General features: G+C 66.5%; 17 protein-coding genes. 13 read left to right on the top strand and 4 right to left on the bottom strand.

Going from position 1 to position 18,236, the window contains the following annotated elements:
* Positions 1-80: 80 nt before the first annotated feature.
* The 4 genes from pilB to coaE all read left to right on the top strand — a co-directional run bounded on the left by pilB (position 81) and on the right by coaE (position 4,662).
* A complete protein-coding gene (gene pilB, locus AWR35_RS06820) occupies positions 81-1,778 on the top strand; it encodes a type IV-A pilus assembly ATPase PilB (protein ID WP_058575180.1) in 1,698 nt (565 codons plus the stop codon).
* Between the two features lie 28 nt (positions 1,779-1,806).
* Positions 1,807-3,039, top strand: a complete 1,233-nt coding sequence (locus AWR35_RS06815; RefSeq protein ID WP_058575179.1) for a type II secretion system F family protein — start codon at positions 1,807-1,809, stop codon at positions 3,037-3,039.
* Between the two features lie 71 nt (positions 3,040-3,110).
* Positions 3,111-3,998 (top strand): A24 family peptidase, encoded by an 888-nt coding sequence (locus AWR35_RS06810; protein WP_058575178.1) that lies wholly within the window; start codon positions 3,111-3,113, stop codon positions 3,996-3,998.
* Between the two features lie 7 nt (positions 3,999-4,005).
* Entirely contained in the window at positions 4,006-4,662 is a 657-nt protein-coding gene (gene coaE / locus AWR35_RS06805) for a dephospho-CoA kinase (protein ID WP_058575177.1), read from the top strand.
* A gap of 32 nt (positions 4,663-4,694) precedes the next feature.
* Here the strand turns inward: coaE and AWR35_RS06800 are convergent, their stop codons facing one another.
* Positions 4,695-5,156 carry a hypothetical protein gene (locus tag AWR35_RS06800; RefSeq protein WP_058575176.1) on the bottom strand — a complete coding sequence of 154 codons (462 nt, stop codon included), beginning with the start codon at positions 5,154-5,156 and terminating at the stop codon, positions 4,695-4,697.
* 158 nt (positions 5,157-5,314) lie between these two features.
* Between AWR35_RS06800 and AWR35_RS06795 the strand changes: the two genes are divergently transcribed.
* From AWR35_RS06795 to AWR35_RS06780, 4 genes are all read left to right on the top strand, one after another.
* Positions 5,315-6,289, top strand: coding sequence for a folate-binding protein YgfZ (locus AWR35_RS06795; protein ID WP_058575175.1), 975 nt, complete (start codon positions 5,315-5,317; stop codon positions 6,287-6,289).
* Positions 6,290-6,327: 38 nt separating this feature from the next.
* Positions 6,328-7,140, top strand: a complete 813-nt coding sequence (locus AWR35_RS06790; RefSeq protein WP_058575174.1) for a thiazole synthase — start codon at positions 6,328-6,330, stop codon at positions 7,138-7,140.
* A gap of 5 nt (positions 7,141-7,145) precedes the next feature.
* Positions 7,146-7,847 carry a tRNA (guanosine(46)-N7)-methyltransferase TrmB gene (trmB, locus tag AWR35_RS06785; RefSeq protein ID WP_058575173.1) on the top strand — a complete coding sequence of 234 codons (702 nt, stop codon included), beginning with the start codon at positions 7,146-7,148 and terminating at the stop codon, positions 7,845-7,847.
* Positions 7,848-8,049: 202 nt separating this feature from the next.
* Positions 8,050-8,943: a phosphoribulokinase gene (locus AWR35_RS06780; protein WP_058575172.1), complete on the top strand. Its 894-nt coding sequence runs from the start codon at positions 8,050-8,052 to the stop codon at positions 8,941-8,943.
* A gap of 92 nt (positions 8,944-9,035) precedes the next feature.
* Here AWR35_RS06780 and AWR35_RS06775 read toward each other — a convergent pair whose 3' ends face one another.
* From AWR35_RS06775 to AWR35_RS10635, 3 genes are all read right to left on the bottom strand, one after another.
* Positions 9,036-10,925, bottom strand: coding sequence for a sensor domain-containing diguanylate cyclase (locus tag AWR35_RS06775; RefSeq protein ID WP_058575171.1), 1,890 nt, complete (start codon positions 10,923-10,925; stop codon positions 9,036-9,038).
* Positions 10,926-11,117: 192 nt separating this feature from the next.
* On the bottom strand, positions 11,118-12,740 hold the full coding sequence (locus tag AWR35_RS06770; protein WP_058575170.1) for a cryptochrome/photolyase family protein: 1,623 nt from the start codon (positions 12,738-12,740) through the stop codon (positions 11,118-11,120).
* Positions 12,727-12,891 (bottom strand): DUF2256 domain-containing protein, encoded by a 165-nt coding sequence (locus tag AWR35_RS10635; RefSeq protein WP_082663959.1) that lies wholly within the window; start codon positions 12,889-12,891, stop codon positions 12,727-12,729. The genes AWR35_RS06770 and AWR35_RS10635 overlap by 14 nt, the downstream gene beginning before the upstream one ends.
* Before the next feature lie 156 nt (positions 12,892-13,047).
* On the opposite strand from AWR35_RS10635, the gene AWR35_RS06765 reads away from it, so the two are divergent.
* From AWR35_RS06765 to AWR35_RS06745, 5 genes are read left to right on the top strand one after another with little or no spacing between them, the layout of a single operon-like run.
* The gene (locus AWR35_RS06765) at positions 13,048-14,358 is read left to right on the top strand and encodes an FAD-dependent oxidoreductase (protein ID WP_082663985.1); all 1,311 of its coding nucleotides are present in this window, start codon (positions 13,048-13,050) and stop codon (positions 14,356-14,358) included.
* The gene (locus AWR35_RS06760) at positions 14,355-15,155 is read left to right on the top strand and encodes a DUF1365 domain-containing protein (RefSeq protein WP_058575169.1); all 801 of its coding nucleotides are present in this window, start codon (positions 14,355-14,357) and stop codon (positions 15,153-15,155) included. The genes AWR35_RS06765 and AWR35_RS06760 overlap by 4 nt, the downstream gene beginning before the upstream one ends.
* Complete coding sequence (locus AWR35_RS06755) at positions 15,128-16,381, top strand: cyclopropane-fatty-acyl-phospholipid synthase family protein (protein ID WP_058575168.1); 1,254 nt, start codon at positions 15,128-15,130, stop codon at positions 16,379-16,381. Before AWR35_RS06760 ends, AWR35_RS06755 begins: the two co-directional genes overlap by 28 nt.
* Positions 16,378-17,673 carry an MFS transporter gene (locus AWR35_RS06750; protein ID WP_058575167.1) on the top strand — a complete coding sequence of 432 codons (1,296 nt, stop codon included), beginning with the start codon at positions 16,378-16,380 and terminating at the stop codon, positions 17,671-17,673. Before AWR35_RS06755 ends, AWR35_RS06750 begins: the two co-directional genes overlap by 4 nt.
* Positions 17,670-18,236: a DUF3833 domain-containing protein gene (locus AWR35_RS06745; protein WP_058575166.1), complete on the top strand. Its 567-nt coding sequence runs from the start codon at positions 17,670-17,672 to the stop codon at positions 18,234-18,236. Before AWR35_RS06750 ends, AWR35_RS06745 begins: the two co-directional genes overlap by 4 nt.

Raw genomic sequence — 18,236 nt, 5'->3', positions numbered from 1 at the left:
AGCGGGCATGCTTTGCGAGAGCGGCGCCCCGTTCGGGGCGCGATGAAAGAACACGGACGCGACAACGCACAGGCGGATCGATGAGCGCACCCCCCGTCAATGGATTGCTGAGCGCACTGGTCAAGGCGGAAGCCCTTAGCAACGACCAGGCACACGCCATTCAGTCGAAGGCCGAGAACAGCAGCGAATCGCTGCTGAACACCCTGCTTGCCGAAGGCATCTCCGCCGCCACCATCGCCGCGGTCGGCGCCAAGCGCTTCGGCCTGCCGCTGGTGGATCTCGACGCGATCGACACCAGTGACCTGCCGCTGAAACTCGTCCCCGAAAAGGTCCTGCAGGCGAACAACGCCCTGCCGCTGTTCAAGCGCGGGCGGCGTCTGACTGTCGCGGTTGCCGACCCGTCCGACACCGGCGCGCTCGACGGCTTCCGCTTCTCCACCAACATGGCGATCGAAGCGGTGGTCGCCGAAGCGCCCAAGATCACGCGTCTGCTTGAGGACGCGATGAGCGACAGCATGGACGCGCTCGGCGGCGAGCTCGACGACGACCTCGCCAACGTCCAGTTCGAGAAGGAAGAGGAAGAGGCCCACGACGTCGAGGACTCGTCCATCCAGGACGACGTGGTGGTCAAGTTCGTCACCAAACTCCTCACCGACGCGATCCGCAAGGGCGCCTCGGACATCCACATCGAGCCCTACGAAAAACAGTTCCGGGTGCGGTTCCGCATCGACGGCATGCTCACCGAAAGCGCCAAGCCGCCGGCGAACCTCGCCGACCGCATCATCGCGCGGGTCAAGGTTATGAGCCGCATGGACATCTCCGAGCGCCGCATCCCGCAGGATGGGCGAATCAAGCTCAAGCTCTCCAAGAAGCGCTCGATCGACTTCCGTGTGAACACCTGCCCGACCCTGTTCGGCGAGAAGGTGGTACTGCGTATTCTCGATCCGTCGAGCGCCCAGCTCGGCATCGACCAGCTCGGTTACGAGCCAGAGCAGAAACAGCTCTACATGGATGCCCTGGAAAAGCCCTACGGCATGATCCTGGTCACCGGCCCGACCGGTTCGGGTAAGACAGTCTCGCTGTATACCGGCCTGAACATCCTCAACTCCGGTGACCGCAACATCTCGACCGCCGAGGACCCAGCGGAAATCGTCGTCCCGGGCATCAACCAGGTCAACGTCAGCCCCAAGGTGGGCCTGACCTTCGCCAACGCGCTGCGCGCCTTCCTGCGTCAGGATCCGGACGTGATCATGGTGGGCGAGATCCGGGATCTCGAGACCGCCGAGATCGCCATCAAGGCGGCACAGACGGGCCACCTGGTGTTGTCGACTCTGCACACCAACGACGCGCCGCAGACGCTCACGCGGATGGTCAACATGGGCGTACCCGCCTACAACATCGCCTCATCGGTGAGCCTGATCATCGCGCAACGCCTGGCGCGCCGCCTGTGCAATAATTGCCGGACGCCGGAGAATATTCCCGACGAGGAACTGCGGCGCGAGGGCTTCACCGACGAGGACCTAGCCGGCTCGCCGAAGATCTTCAAGGCGGTCGGCTGCGACCAGTGCACCAACGGCTACAAAGGCCGGGTTGGTATCTATCAGGTCATGGGGGTTTCCGAGGCGATGGGGCGCATCATCATGCAGGGCGGAAACGCCATGGATATCGCCGACCAGGCGCGCGAGGAAGGCATCGACGATCTGCGGCGCTCGGGCCTGAAGAAGGTCCTCGCCGGCGTGACCAGCCTCGAGGAAATCAACCGCGTCACCAAGGACTGAACCCGGCCGGGCTCAAGGGAGAGACAAGATGGCCATTGCGGCAAGCAAGAACAAGAGCACCGAGAAACCCGTCTTCAGCTACGAGGCACGTACCAGGGAAGGCCGGGTGATCAAGGGCGAAATGGCGGCCTTCAACGACACCGCCGTACGCGCCGAAATCCGTCGACTGGGCATGACCCTGATCCGGGTCAAGCGCAAGGCCAAGCCGCTGTTCTCCAGCTCCAAGCCGGTCGAACCGAAGGACATCGCGACCTTCGCCCGGCAGCTGTCGACCATGATGAACGCCGGCCTGCCGATCGTGCAGGCACTCGACATCATCGCCCAGAGCGCCGAGAAGAAGTCGATGAAGGACCTCATCAACGAGGTCAAGAACGACGTCGAGAGCGGCACCAATCTGGCCGACGCGCTCGACCGGCACCGCAAGCACTTCGACGAGCTGTTCGTGAACCTCGTCCGCGCCGGCGAGCAATCCGGTGCGCTCGAGGTGGTCCTCGACCGGATCGCGACCTACAAGGAAAAGACCGAAAGCCTCAAGGGCAAGATCAAGAAGGCGCTGTTCTACCCCACCGCCGTCCTGGTGGTCGCCTTCATCGTCACCGCGATCCTGCTGATCTTCGTCATCCCGCAGTTCGAGTCGCTGTTCCAAGGCTTCGGCGCCGACCTGCCGGCATTCACCCAGTTCGTGATCAACCTGTCGGACCTGTTCCGCGCCTACTGGTACTGGATCTTCGGCGGTATCGCGGCGGCGATTTTCCTGTTCGTGTTCGTCAAGCGACGATCCGACCGCTTCAATCACTTCCTCGACCGGATGATCCTCAAGCTGCCGATCTTCGGCCCGCTAATGGAGAAGTCGGCCATCGCTCGCTTCGCCCGCACGCTGTCGACCATGTTCTCCGCCGGCGTGCCGCTGGTCGAGGCCCTGCCGCCGACCGCCGGGGCCACCGGCAACGCGGTGTTCCGTGATGCGGTGATGAACATGCGCGACCTGGTCGCCGCCGGTTCGCCGCTGCGTATCGGCATGCAGCAGTCGAACCTGTTCCCGGTGATGGTGGTGCAGATGGTCGCCATCGGCGAGGAGACTGGTGCACTGGATACCATGCTCGCCAAGGTGGCCGACATGTACGAGGAGGAGGTCGACAACATGGTCGATGCCATGTCGAGCCTGCTCGAGCCGATGATCATGGCCTTCCTCGGCATCGTGGTCGGCGGTCTCGTCATCGCCATGTACCTGCCGATCTTCAAGCTGGGCGCCGTGGTCTGATCACCGCGCCACTCGACGGATCCCTCACGGCCCGCGATGCACGGGCCGTTTCCATGTCAGGCACCTGAATCATGTCCGAACTTTCCGCCTTCCTCACCACACATCCGATGCTCTGGGTCGCGATCGCCTCCCTGTTCGGCCTGCTGGTCGGCAGCTTCCTCAACGTCGTGATCAACCGCCTGCCGGTGATGATGGAACGCGAATGGAAGCGCGAATGCCGCGCCCTATTGGCCGGGGACGAGGGCGAAACACAGGCGGGCGAGGACGAGCCATTTAACCTCATCCATCCGCGCTCGCGCTGCCCGTCATGCGGCACCCCGATCCGCGCCTGGCAGAACATCCCGGTCCTCAGCTGGCTGTGGCTGCGCGGGCGCTGCGGCCAGTGCCGGACACGCATCTCCTGGCAGTACCCGGCCGTGGAACTCGCCGGCGCCGTGCTCGCCGGCCTGGCCGCCTGGCAATTCGGCCCGACCGCCTGGGGGCTGGCCGTGATCGTCTTTAGCTGGACGCTGCTGGCCGCCGCGGTGATCGACCTCAAGACCCAGCTGCTGCCCGACGTCTTCACCCTGCCGCTGCTGTGGCTGGGACTGCTGCTGCCCATCGTCCTACCCGAGCATCACGTCACGCTCGAGGATGCCGTGCTCGGCGCGGTCTTCGGCTACCTGGCGCTGTGGTCGGTCTACTGGCTCTTCCGGCTGCTGACCGGCAAGGAGGGCATGGGATTCGGCGACTTCAAGCTCCTGGCCGCGCTCGGCGCCTGGCTGGGCTGGCAGATGCTGCCGCTGGTGATCCTATTCTCGGCGCTTGCCGGCAGCGTGATCGGCATCGCGATGATAACGGCGCTCCGGCACGACCGGCGCATCCCGATCCCCTACGGGCCGTATCTCGTCATCGCCGGACTGATCGCCCTCTACCTGGGCGAACCGATCATGAGCGCCTACCTGGGCGGCATGCCCTGATCCCGGCATGATCGACCAATCGCTCCCAGCGGATACCTCGTCGACCCGACGAACGGGACGCCTGATCGGCCTGACGGGAGGCATCGCAAGCGGCAAGAGCCTGGCCACCGAGTTCTTCGCCGAGCTGGGCATTCCGGTCATCGACACCGACACCATCAGCCGCGAACTGGTCGCCCCCGGGGGCGAGTGCCTGGAGGCAATCCGGCATCGGTTTGGCGAGAAGGTCATCCAGGCGGACGGCCAGCTGGACCGTGCCGCCCTGCGCCAGCGCATGCTCGCCGACCCCGACGACCGCGCCGCGCTGGAGGCGATCCTGCACCCTGCCATCCGCCGAGAGACGCGACGACAGGCACTCGAGGCTGCCCATGACGCCCCGTACGTGCTGGTGGTGGTACCGCTGCTCGCCGAGGAAGCGGTGTGGCCGGCCTACCGGGACTGGCTCGACGCGGTGGTCACCCTGACCGCACCACTGCCCGCACGCCGCGAGAGACTGCGCGCCCGCCCCGGCCTTGACGATCAACAGGTCGAGGCCCTGATGGCCGCGCAGGTGGGCGACGAGGCCCGTCGCGGCATCAGCGATCACGAACTGGAGAACAGCGGCACCCCCGAGGACCTGCGCCGCCAGGTGCAAGCCCTCGACCGCCGCCTACGCGGGACCGACTGACGCGGGAATCCGGGGGCCGACGGGCAGGTCGGTCAGTGCCGTGCAAGGGTCAGGAATCGCTGCAGCCGCCACCAGCCGCGCTCGCCAAGCCGCCATGGCGTCAGCCACAGGGTCAGCGGACCGGCCGCCGGATCGTCGATGGTCACGCCCACGAGCAGCGGACTCTGCCATTGCAGTCGGGTCGGCCCGCGCACAATCTCGCCGGTCGTCGCAACCACTTCGCCACGCCCCGCCGACCACACCAGGCGCCCCTCCAGGGCAAAGCCGGGCGGACGATGCCGCAGGCCGCGCACCACCCAGACCGAGACGCCCACCCAGGCCACCAGGCGCCAGATCGTCTCCAGCCACGGCTGCGGGGCGCCGATCGGCCACGGGCCGCTCCAGATCACCCAGCTTGCGGCGATCCAGGCGGCCAGCAGCAGACCCATCCATGCCGACAGCAGCTGCCGATCGGCACGCAGGCGCTCACGAAATCCCTGTGAGGTGCGTTCCATGAACGCCTTTCTAGCACAACCCGAGGCCGGAGGGGATGCTATCCTTGGCACCCGTTCAATCGAGACCACCGATGGGGTAGTCGATGCCTGAAGCGAATCACACCGCCTGGCAAGAGCTCATGCAACCGGCCGGCACGCCGTCACCGGAAGACGTCCAAATGACCGAGCTGCCCGAACGGCGCGTGATCGCGGTCAGCGGCAGCGAGGCCCGCGCATTCCTGCACGCCATCCTCACCCAGGACATCGAGGCAATCGAGGCAGGCACGGGGCGCTTCGCGGCCTTGTGCAGCGCCAAAGGCCGCGCATTGGGACTACTGCGCGTGGTGGCCGACGGCGACCGCTTCCTCCTGGTCACGCGTGCCGACCTGGCCGCCAACCTGATCAAGCGACTGCAGATGTACGTCCTGCGGCGTGACGTGAGCCTCGAGCTGGCAGAGGCGCAGTCCGCCATCGGCGTGACCTGGCCGCGCGGCGACAGCCCGGCCGGGTGTCCGTTCTCCGACCCGGCGGCCTGCGAGTCGATCGAGCAACTGACCGCGGCCACGGCGTCGCCCGGGCGCCTGCCCGCCGCCGTGGACAGCCACGGGCGGCTCTACCTGCGCGAGGACAACGGCGACGGCCCGCGCATCGCCATCCACGCACCGGTGACACACCTCATGCCGCTGGTGGCGGAGGCCCGAGGCACGACAATCGTCGGCTCGGGCGCCTGGGAGCGAGCCGCGATCGAGGACCGGATCCCCGAGGTGAGCAGCGAGACCGTCGAGCATTACGTGCCGCAGTGGATCAACCTCGACGAACTCGAGGCATTCAGCCTCAAGAAGGGCTGCTACCCGGGTCAGGAAGTGATTGCCCGTATGCACTATCTGGGCAAGCCCAACCGCCGCCTGTTCGCCGGGCATGTGCTGGGCCTCGCCCCGCCGGCGCAGGGTACCCCGGTGGTCAACGACAACGACCAGACCGCGGGCGAAGTGGTGCGCAGCGCACCGCTGCCGGACGACTCGGGCAGCCTGGTGCTGAGCGTGATCAAGCTAAAGCACCTGCACGACTCGCTAAAGGTCGACGGCCTGCCACTGAGCCTCGACCCGCACGACACCATCGAAGGCGGCAGCCAGCAGGCCGGCGCCCGGCACTGAACCGCCCACCGAACACCAATCCGAACGAAATCACGCTCATGACTGACAATCGCCCCGAGACCAACCCGCTGGCCGACGACAAGCTGGTCGTCGGCAGCCGAAGCTTTTCCTCGCGCCTGCTGACCGGCACCGGCAAGTACAAGGACATGCAGGAGACCCGCGAGGCAACCGAGGCTGCGGGTGCCGAAGTCGTTACCGTTGCCATCCGCCGCAGCAACATCGGCCAGAACCCCGACGAGCCCAACCTGCTCGACGTGCTCCCGCCGGAGCGTTTCACCATCCTGCCGAATACGGCCGGCTGCTACACCGCCACCGAGGCGATCCGCACCTGCCGGCTGGCGCGCGAGCTCCTGGACGGCCACAACCTGGTCAAGCTCGAGGTGCTCGGTGACGAGAAGACGCTCTACCCGGACATCACCAACACCCTGCTCGCGGCCGAAACGCTGGTCGAGGACGGCTTCGAGGTGATGGTCTACACCTCCGACGACCCGATCGTCGCCAAGCGGCTCGAGGAGATCGGCTGCGTGGCGGTGATGCCGCTGGCCGCCCCGATCGGCTCGGGGCTGGGCATCCAGAACAAGTACAACCTGATGACGATCATCGAGAACGCCGAGGTGCCGATCATCGTCGACGCCGGCGTCGGCACTGCCTCGGATGCGGCCGTGGCCATGGAGCTCGGTTGCGACGGTGTCCTGATGAACAGCGCGATCGCGCATGCCAAGAAACCGGTGCTGATGGCTTCGGCCATGAAGAAGGCGATCGAGGCCGGCCGCGAGTCCTTCCTCGCCGGCCGCATGCCGCGCAAGCGCTTTGCCAGCGCCTCCTCGCCCATCGACGGCCTGTTCTTCTGAATCCCATGAGCGAGACCAGCCAAAAAAGCGACGGCATCCGTCGCCGCATCCGGTCGTTCATCCGCCGCGAGGGCCGGCTCACCCCGGGTCAGCAGCGCGCCCTGAACGAACTGGCGCCGAAATACCTGATCGAGGCCGAGGGCGAGAGGCTCGACCCGGTCGAACTGTTCGGTCGCCAGGCGCCGCTGACGCTGGAGATCGGCTTCGGCAACGGCGACAGCCTGGTGGAGATGGCCGCCAAGGACCCGGACAGCGACTTTATCGGCATCGAGGTCCACCGCCCGGGCGTCGGCCATCTGCTGAACGGCATCGAGCACTTCGGCCTGACCAACCTCAAGGCAGTCTGTGGCGATGCCGTGCCGTTCGTCGAGGAGCGGCTCGGCGAGGGCAGCCTCGACCGGCTGCTGCTGTACTTCCCGGACCCCTGGCACAAGAAGCGCCACCACAAGCGCCGCATCGTGCAGACACCGTTCGCGGATCTCGTCGCCAGCCGCATGAAATCCGGCGGGCTCTGGCACCTGGCGACCGACTGGGCCGAGTACGCCGAGCACATGCGTGACGTGCTCGACGCCCACCCGGCGTTCGTCGCCGAACACCAGGGCACCGGCGAGAACGCCCGCCCCGACTGGCGGCCGCGCACCAAGTTCGAGCGGCGCGGCGAGGAACGAGGCCACCAGGTCTTTGACCTGCTCTATCGGCGCCGCTGACGGAGCTCCGCCACCGCCCGGGCATGGCCCTATTCGATAGGCAGCAACTTGTTCCCCGTTGCGTAAACCCCTATTATCGTGGGCTTTCGTTTTGCCGGGTGAGTCGAGCACCATGCAGCTGGCCGCGCTCCTCCCCGGCTGACCGACCGAATACCACCGCTTTCCACGTTTCGTTTTTCACTGCTTTCCAACAGGAGGGACCATGTCCAAGAAGCATCCCGTAGTCGCGGTTACCGGCTCGTCCGGCGCCGGCACCTCGACCGTCAAGAAGGCGTTCAACCACATCTTCCGTCGCGAGAACATCTCGCCGGTCGTGATCGAAGGCGACAGCTTCCACGCACTGAACCGCAAGGACATGCGCGAGCGCATGGCCGCCGAGGCCGAGAAGGGCAACAACTTCTTCTCGCACTTCGGTCCGGATGCCAACCACTTCGACAAGCTGGGCGAGCTGTTCAAGAGCTACGGCGAGTCGGGCACCGGCAAGAAGCGCTACTACCTGCACAGCGACGAGGAAGCCGCCGAGCACAACGCGCGCCTGAACACCAACCTCGGCCCGGGCGAGTTCACCCCCTGGGAAGACATCCCGGCCGACTCCGACCTGCTGTTCTACGAAGGTTTGCACGGTCTGGTGAAGACCGATGACGTCAACGTCGCCGAGCACGTCGACCTGGGCGTCGGCGTCGTGCCGATCGTCAACCTGGAGTGGATCCAGAAGATCTTCCGCGACAACGCCGAGCGCGGCTACTCCGCCGAGAAGATCGTCGACACCATCCTGCGCCGCATGCCGGACTACGTGAACTACATCACCCCGCAGTTCTCGGAGACCGACGTCAACTTCCAGCGCGTACCGACCGTCGACACCTCCAACCCCTTCATCGCCCGCGACATCCCGACCCCGGACGAGAGCGTGGTCGTGATCCGCTTCCGCGATCCGGAAGAGTTCGGCGTCGACTTCCCGTACCTGCTGCAGATGATCCCGAACTCGTTCATGTCCCGCTACAACACCATCGTGGTGCCGGGCGGCAAGATGAGCTACGCGATGGACCTGATCCTCACCCCGCGTATCCACCGCCTGATCCAGGAGCGCAACGGCTAAGTCACACCGTTCGCCACTGGCACGAAAAAGCCCCCGCCGGCATACGCCGCGGGGGCTTTTCTTTTGCGCGACCACCGCCCGCAGCCCGGGCATCAGCCGTCCACGCCCTCCGCCGCACGGTGGTCAAAGTAGCGGAACGTGTCACGACCGGCCGCCTTGGCCTCGTACATGGCCGCGTCGGCATGACCGATCAGGCCGTCCGCGTCCCGCGCCTGCTCGGGGAAGACGGCAATGCCGATCGAGACGCCGATCTGGATCGACTCGCCCTCGATCTCGAACGGCTGGGTCAGCACCTCGATCACCTTGTGCGCCACTTCGCCGGCGAAGCGGGACGCGGGCAACCCCTCCAGCAGGATCAGGAACTCGTCACCACCCAGTCGACCGACCGTATCTTCGTGCCGCAGCACCCGCTGCAGGCGCTCCGCCACCTCACGCAACAACCGGTCGCCCATGGCATGACCCAGCCGGTCGTTGACGTCCTTGAAGTAGTCGAGATCGAGGAACAGCACCGCCAGACGGCTCTGATCCCCGTGCACGTGCTCGATCGCCTGCTCGATGCGGAACCGCAATGACGCGCGGTTGGGCAGATCGGTGAGCGGATCGTGATGCGCCTGGTGCCGGATCGCTTGTTGGGCGGCCTTGGCCGCGGTGATGTCGTTGAAGATGTGGATGTAGTGACTGACACGCCCCTGATCGTCGGTCACCTGGCTGATGGTCTGCAGCGCCGTCATGCGCTCGCCACGGCGATTGCGATAATCCATCTCGCCCTCCCAGCTGGGCTCTTCACCGAGACGGCGGCAGATGGCATCCAGCAGTTCGGCATCCGATTCGCCCAGCTGAAACAGGTCGGTCATCGGTCGCCCGATCGCCTCGTCCGACGCAAACCCTGTGATGCGGGTGAAGGCGGGATTGACGCGCAGTACACGATGGTTGGGCGACGTGATCATGACAGCCTCGCCGGTGCCATCGAACACGCTGGCGGCCAGGCGAAGCTCGCCGGCGGAATGCTCCAGCTCCTCGGACTGCTCGGTCAGCCGCTGGAGCACGGGGCGCAGCGCCCTCGCGGCCAGCCAGGCAACAATGGGCAGCAGCAGGAACACCAGCCCCAGCGGCCAGAGCAGACGTGCGATCACCGGCTCATAGAACTTCCAGAATCCGACCTCGACCAAAAGCAGGCACCGCCCACCCCCCACCGGGGTGTAGAACAGCACGCCACTCTCGCGATCCAGATCGGGCCAGACCACGCCCGATTCGGTCGGATCGATCCGCGAGACGTCGCCGGTGAGCACCTCGCTGGCCGACGAGATCACCAGCTCGCCACGCTCCGCGTCGATACCGACCAGGCGCCTGCCCTCGCGCTCGATCAGAAAGCCGCGAGCCGACGGCTCCAAGGTGCGGCTCCGCTGCAGCAGCTGGACCAGATTGTCGACCTCGAAGAACATCACGTCTGTCCCCAGCCGCAGACCGAGGTCGTCGAATATGGGCACGATGGTGCGCCAGATGACGCTTCCCTCGAGCCGGACCAGTCGACTCTCGGTGTCACGCAGATCGGCCAGCCGGGAAAGGTCCGGCATCTCGCCCCCCACGCCCTGGTCGACGATCACCTCGCCCATCGGCCCCAGCCGCTTGATGCCGAGCAACGCCGGTTCGCTTTCCAGCGCCTCGGCCAGACGCGGGTTCGTATACGCCGCCAGCCGGCCCATCGACAGCTGACCGTTGACGTACTGCTCCAGACGCCGGCGGATCTCGGTCCGGCTGGTGACCTGACGGGCAACCCCCTCGTAACGCTGCACCAGATTGTTGAGCGCGGCGCCCTGCGCCTGGATGCCCATCAGGGTGCTGCGCTCGAGCCCTTGACGCGCGGACTGGTAAATGGGTATCGCGGTCACTGCGGCAACGAGCACACCGCTGATAAAAATGCCCAGCACGGCCAGCAACACCGCTTTGCGGCGTATCAGGCGGATGGTATTGACTTCGGGCATCGGCCGATGGCTCCTGTCGGGGTGGCCCGTCGGGTTGCGAGCGGGAGGCTTGACCCGCTTCCCTGCGGGCCGTTAAAGCAAGGGGAATCATCCCAGAATCCGGGCACACATACCACCACGAAGTGGCGCTAACTTACGGAAAAACACGGCAATTGGAGGCCGAAGAACACAAAACGTCGCGAAAAACGTGAGTCAGGCATCACCAGCACCCGTCACGCCCAGCGACCGGCGCCAGTCATCCGCCGCCTGCCGGATCGCGGCGAGTCGCTCGGGGTCGATACGTTCGAGGTGCTTCCACTGCAGCGCGGTGCGCGGATGACGCGCGAAGCGCGCCCGGTGACGATCGAGGAAGTTCCAGTAGAGCGTGGTGAACGGACAGGCCCGCTCACCCACAGCCTCCGCCGGGTCGAAACAGCAATGCCGGCAGTAGTTGCTCATACGCTGGATATAGCGCCCCGAGGCCACATAGGGCTTGCTCGCCATCAACCCGCCATCGGCATGCTGCGACATCCCGATGACGTTGGGCAGCTCCACCCACTCCACGGCATCCACATACACCGCCAGATACCACTCGTGGACCGCCCGCGGGTGAACCCCCAGCAACTGGGCGAACAACCCGGTAACCATCAGTCGCTGAATATGATGGGCGTAACCCAGTGACAGCGTCTGACCGATTGCCTGGTCGAGGCAATGCATCGGCACCGTCGGGCCGTCATCCATCCGACCGTTCCAGTAGAACGAGGGCAATCGCCCCTCGGCGTCCAGGGCATTGCGCTCGGCGAGTTCGGGCATCGCCCACCAGTACAGGCAACGGACGAACTCCCGCCAGCCCAGCACCTGGCGGACAAACCCCTCGGCCGCCGCCAGCGGCATGCGCCCGTCGTGATACGCCGCCTCCACTGCCCGGATGACATGATGCGGCGACATCAGCTTGAGGTTCATCGCCGCCGACAGGCGCGAGTGATACAGCCAGGCCTCGTCGGTCCACATGGCATCCTGATAGGCGCCGAAGCCGGCGGCACGATGGTCGATGAAATCGGCCAGCGCCTGCTCGGCCTCGGCGGGCGTCACCGGCCAATCGAAACGCGACAGCGCATCGTGACCGGACCCCGGGTGCGATGCGAACCGCTCGGCGACCCGCTCGAGCGCCGAGCGCGTGATCCGGTCGGGCCGGAAACGGCGCGGCGGATCGATCATCCCCGGGCCACGGGCATCGAAATGGCGACGATTGTCGGCATCGAAGTTGAACTGGCCGCCGACGGGCTCGCCGTCTTCCATCAGCACGTCGAGACGGCGTCGCTGCTCGCGGTAGAAATGTTCCATGCGCAGCGTCTTGCGCCGCGCGGCCCAGCTGGCAAACCAGTCGGCCTCGACCAGAAAGTGCCGATCGGGCCGCTCCTCCCACTCGACCCCGAGGGCTTCGGCCACACCGGGAAGCGACTGGCGTAGCCGATGTTCGCCCGGCTGGACCCAGACCACCCGTTCGGGCCGCAAGCGCTCGATCGCCCGCCTCAACGCCTGCTCCAGTGACTCCGTGTCGTCCAGATCGGCATCGGCCGGAAGCTCGCGGTAATCGACCCGCCAGCCATCAGCGCGCCTGGAGGCGGCGAAGTGACGCATCGCGGCGAAAAACAACGCGATACGCGACTGCTGCGACCAGACATGGGTCGCCTCCCCGGCCACCTCGGCCACCTCGGCCATCCAGACGACATCGCGCGCGACATCCGCCCCGTCAAACAGGGCCGAGTCGGCATTCAGCTGATCGCCCAGCACGACCAGCAACTGACGCACAGGTTGACTCTCAGTCTCGGCCATGGCGCTTCCTCGATCGACGACAACGCTCGGAGCAGTAGCGCACCCGCTCCCAGTCACGCGCCCACTTGCGTCGCCAGCTGAACGGCCGGCCGCAGCCAAGGCAGGTCTTCTGCGGCCGCATCGAGGGGCGGTTGGCGCACTGACGGGGCATGAGGGGCACTCCTCCGGATCAGGCAAACACCCCGCTAACGGTCACGCTCAAGCCGGATGGCGATCACGCTCAGGGTGGACTACATTTCTGTGCAAAACCTGTACAGAGTTTATACACTCAAGTTGAAAACTGCCCGCCCCGGAGATACCCGTGCCCGTGACCGACCCGCTCCAGTCCCCCACTGATCGCCCGCTGGCCATTGCCGTGATCGGCTCCGGCATCGCCGGCGTCAGTGCGGCCTGGCTGCTGGGGCAGCGTCATCGGGTCACGCTGTTCGAGAAGAACGACTATTTCGGCGGGCATACCCACACCCACCTGGTGGACGACGGCCGCGGCAGCGGCGTGCCGGTGGATAGCGGCTTCATCGTCTGCAATCGGCCGAACTATCCCCACCTGTTCGGCCTGTTCGCGACGCTGGGCATCCGCACGCAGGCGACCGAGATGTCCTTCGGCATGAGCATGGACGCGGGCCGACTCGAGTACAGCGGTGACAACCTCGACACCCTGTTCGCGCAACGCAGCAACCTGGTCCGCCCCGGATTTCTGCGCATGGTGAGCGAGATACTGCGCTTCAACCGGCTCGGCAAGGCCGCTCTGGCCCGCGGGGAGGCCGGCGAGCACAGCCTGGGCGACTTCCTCGAACGCCACCGCTTCTCGCCGCGCCTGGCGGACGACTACCTGCTGCCGATGGCCGCGGCGATCTGGTCCTGCCCGACCCGCACGATGCGGGATTTCCCGGCACGCAGCTTCCTGCAGTTCTTCGACAATCATGGCCTGATGAACGTCAACGACCGGCCGCAGTGGGAGACGGTCGTCGGCGGATCGCGACGCTACATCGACCGCATGCTCTCCGATCAGCGCTTCGAGGCGGTTGCCTCACGGCCGATCACCCGCATCAAGCGCGGCGATCACGGCGTCTACCTGCCCGAGACCGGACAGCGCTTCGACGCGGTAGTCATGGCCGGCCACGCCGACCAGACGCTTGCCGCGCTCGATGAACCGGACGCGACCGAATCCGACATCCTCGGGGCGTTCCGTTTTCAGGAGAACCGCGCCTTCCTGCATCGTGACGTCACGCTCATGCCGCGGCGGCGCAAGGTCTGGTCCAGCTGGAACTACCTCGGGCGCCGCGAGGCCGGCGGCGACCGCGCCGTGGCCGTCACCTACTGGATGAACCACCTGCAGCGCATTGATGCCGCCCACGACTGGCTGGTGACGCTCAACCCGTTCGAGCCGCCGCGCGAAGCGCTGGTCGAGCGGGAGATCACCTATCACCACCCGGTCTTCGACGCCCGCGCCATCGAGGCCCAGGCCCGCCTGCCCGAGCTGCAGGGCCGTCGCCGCACGTTCTACGCCGGGGCATGGACCGGCTACGGCTTCCACGAGGACGGGCTGGCCTCGGCCGTTGCGGTGGCACGCCGGCTGGGCGTCCCGATACCCTGGGATCGCCCCGAGGGGACCGCATGAACTCGGCGCTCTACCAGGGCTGGGTAATGCATCAGCGGTTCACTCGAGCCTGTTACCGCTTTCGTTACCGAGTGTTCTCCCTGCTGGTCGACCTTGACGACCTGGAAGCGGGCTTCCCGGGCCAGCGACTGCTCTCGCACAACCGCTTCAACCTGTTCTCGGTGTACGACCGTGACCATGGCCCCCGCCGCGACATGTCGCTGCGCGACTGGATTACGGCAACGGCCCGGGCGCAGGGCGTCGACATCGAGGGCGGAACCATCCTGCTATCGGCCTATCCGCGCGTGCTTGGCTACCAGTTCAACCCGCTGACCGTCTGGTACTGCCACGACCGTCACGGCGAACTGGTCGCGATCGACTGCGAGGTCAGCAACACCTTCGGCGGGCATCACCACTATTTCCTGCACGACTACGGCCGTGCCCTGGAAAGCCCCTTCCGCGCCCAGGCGGACAAGGTATTCCACGTCTCGCCATTCCTGCCCATGAACATGCGCTACCACTTTTGCCTCTCGCGACCGGACGGACGGCTGAGCGTGGCGATACGCGAGACCGAAGTGGACGCCGATGGCGAAGAGACCCTGACGCTGGTCGCCACCCACAACGCGCAGCGCCGCCCCCTCGACGATCGTCGCCTGCTGCTGGAGGCGCTGCGCATCCCGTTTCTCACCGTGAAGGTGATCGGCCTGATCCACTGGCAGGCCGTGAAAATCTGGCTCAAGGGCGGCCGCTTTCACAAGAGCCCGCCACCACCGGCTTCGGAGGTCAGTTCATGCCCACCGTCCAGACACGAAACCTAGGCACGCTCAGCGGCGCGGCGCCCGCCGCCCAGCGACAGAACGAACGCCCCCTGGCACTCGCCGCACGCTGGGTCAACCACTTCCTGGCCGACATCCGCATCGGCCGGGTGCAGGTGACCACCGACGATGGTGGCGCGGCCGAATTCGTCGGCGTCGAACACCCGGAGCTGTCGGCAAGCTGGCACCTGCACCATCCGGCCCGCCTGTTCTCGCGCATCGCCCGGCTGGGGGATATCGGTATCGCCGAGGGGTTCATCCACGGCGATTTCACCACCGACGACCTGACGGCCCTGCTCGAGATCGGCGCACGTAACTTCGAGGCAATAGGCGACGACCTGCGTCCCGGCTTCTGGACACGCCTCGGGCATCGCATCCAGCACGCCCTGCGCGCCAACCACCGCCGCGGCAGCCGGCGCAATATCGCCGCGCATTACGATCTCGGCAACGACTTCTACCGGCTGTGGCTGGACGAGTCGATGACCTATTCCGCCGCCATCTTCGGCTCGCCCGACGAGCCGCTGGAAGACGCCCAGCAACGCAAGTACGACCGTCTGCTCGACCGCCTCGAGACCACCCCAGGGGACCGGATACTGGAAGTCGGCTGCGGCTGGGGCGGGCTGGCCGAACGTGCCGCCCGCCGCGGCCTGACGGTCGACGGCCTGACGCTGTCCACCGAGCAGCTCGCCTACGGCCACGAGCGGCTGGCACGGGCCGGCCTGGCCGACCGCGCCCGCCTGCACCTGACCGACTATCGCGACCAGGCGGGGCAGTTCGACCACCTCGTCTCGATCGAGATGTTCGAGGCGGTCGGCGAACGCTACTGGCCGACCTACTTCCAGACCGTCCGGGACCGGCTCAAGCCGGGCGGCCGGGCCGCGATCCAGGTGATCACCATCGACGAGGCGGCCTTCGAGACCTACCGTCGCGAGCCCGACTTCATCCAGCTCTACATCTTCCCCGGCGGCATGCTGCCCTCGATCGAGCGCTTTCACGCCGAAGCGAAGGCCGCCGGCCTGCACGTGCGCGAAACCCACCGCTTCGGCCAAGACTACGCCCGCACGCTTTCCCGCTGGCGCGAGCGTTTCGACACGGCCGAGGATGAGCTCGAGGCGATGGGCTTCGACCACGCCTTCCGCCAGACCTGGCGCTATTACCTTGCCTACTGCGAGGCCGGCTTTCTAGCCGGGCGGATCGACGTCGCCCAAGTGATCCTGGAACGACCATGACGCCGACCGACCTGCCCACCGCCCGCTTCTCGCTGTGGCAGGTCTTCGCCTACGGCATCCCGGGCCTGCCGCTGGCCCTGATGGGCATCCCGCTGTACGTCTACCTGCCGCCGTTCTACGCCAACGAACTGGGGCTGGGACTGGCAGCGGTCGGCCTGGCCCTCATGCTCACCCGGTTGTGGGACGTGGTCACCGATCCGTTGGTGGGCTACCTCTCCGATCGCGTCCCCGGACGACACCGACGCAAGCTGCTGATGGGCAGCGGCATTCCGCTGCTGATTGTCTCGCTGTGGTTCCTGCTCCGACCCGGCGACGAGGTCGGGCTGTGGCACCTGTACCTGTGGGGGCTGGCCGCCTTTCTCGGCTGGACGATGATCCAGCTGCCCTACACCAGCCTGGGCGCGGAGGCCGATCCCAGTCCCCACGGGCGCACCCGTCTGGCCGCCAGCCGCGAGGGGCTGGCACTGGTCGGCACCGTGCTCGCCGCCGCCCTGCCGATCCTGATCGGTTCGGAACAACCCGGCGAGGTCCTTGCCGCCGTGTTCTGGCTGATGGCACTGCTGCTGCCCGTTGCCTTTGTCGTCATGGCTCGGGGTGCCCCCGAACCGGCGCGGCATCACGCAATCGTCGACTGGCGGCGTGGCTGGCCGTTGCTGGTCGCCAACCGTCGCCTGCGCACGCTGCTGGGCGGCTACTTCCTCAACAACCTCGCCAACGGCATCCCGGCCGCGCTCTTCCTGATGTTCGTCGCCGATCGCCTGGGTGCCGAGGGCTGGCTCGGCGGGCTGTTGCTGCTCTACTTCGGCGCCGGCATCGCCGCACTGCCGGCCTGGACCTTCCTCGCCCGGCGGATCGGCAAGCGCCGCAGCTGGGGATTTTCGATCCTGCTGGCCACCGTCAGTTTCGCCTTCGCGCCCCTGCTGGGCAGCGGCGACGTCGTCTGGTTCGCGCTGATCTGCGCGGCCTCCGGGCTGAGCCTCGGCGCGGACATGGCCCTGCCGGCTTCGATCCAGGCGGACATCGCCGGCATCGACAGCCGCGAGGGCGGCGGCGATCGGGCGGGGCTGTTCTTCGGCCTGCTGGGGCTGGCCACCAAGCTCGCGCTGGCCGTGGCGGTGGGGGTCGGCTACGGCCTGCTGGCCCTGGCCGGTTTCGAGTCAGGTGACGCCGATACCACCGCCCTGGCGCTGACCTACGGCAGCCTGCCCGTGATCTTCAAGCTGGCCGCCGCCTGGCTGGTCTTTCGCCATCTGAGCGATACCGAACCGCAACTCGAGGAGGCCTCGACATGACACGACGACTCACCCTGGGACGATTCACGCTGGCGATCGCCATCGCCACCACCCTGCTACTCACGGGATGCACCAGCATGAAACTCGAGCAATTCCGCGGCACCGAGCCCGCCTTCGACCTGACCGGCTACTTCCAGGGAACGACCTGGGCCCACGGGATATTCCAGGGACGCGGGGGCGAGATAAAACGCCGGCTCCGGGTGGTAATCGAGGGCTACTGGGACGGGGACGAATTCGTTCTCGACGAGGACTTCGTCTATGGCGACGGCGAGACCGACGAGCGCAGCTGGCGCATCACCCGTACCGGCGAGGGCGAATACATCGGCCGCGCCGGCGACGTGATCGGCGTCGCCAGGGGCCGGGCAGTCGGCCAGGCACTGAACTGGAACTACGTCCTGCGCCTGCCCTACGGCGATTCCACTGTCGACGTGCGCTTCGACGACTGGATGATTCGTCAGAGCGAGAACGTGATGATCAATCGCGCCACGGTGACCAAGTTCGGCATCCGGGTGGGCGAGTTGACCCTGTTCTTCACCAAGACCGATCCCGATGCGGAACGCTGA

Source organism: Guyparkeria sp. WRN-7, from assembly GCF_001641825.1.
GTDB lineage: Bacteria > Pseudomonadota > Gammaproteobacteria > Halothiobacillales > Halothiobacillaceae > Guyparkeria.
The sequence above is the reverse complement of the archived record's forward strand: the minus strand, read 5'-3'. Positions and strand labels throughout refer to the sequence as shown.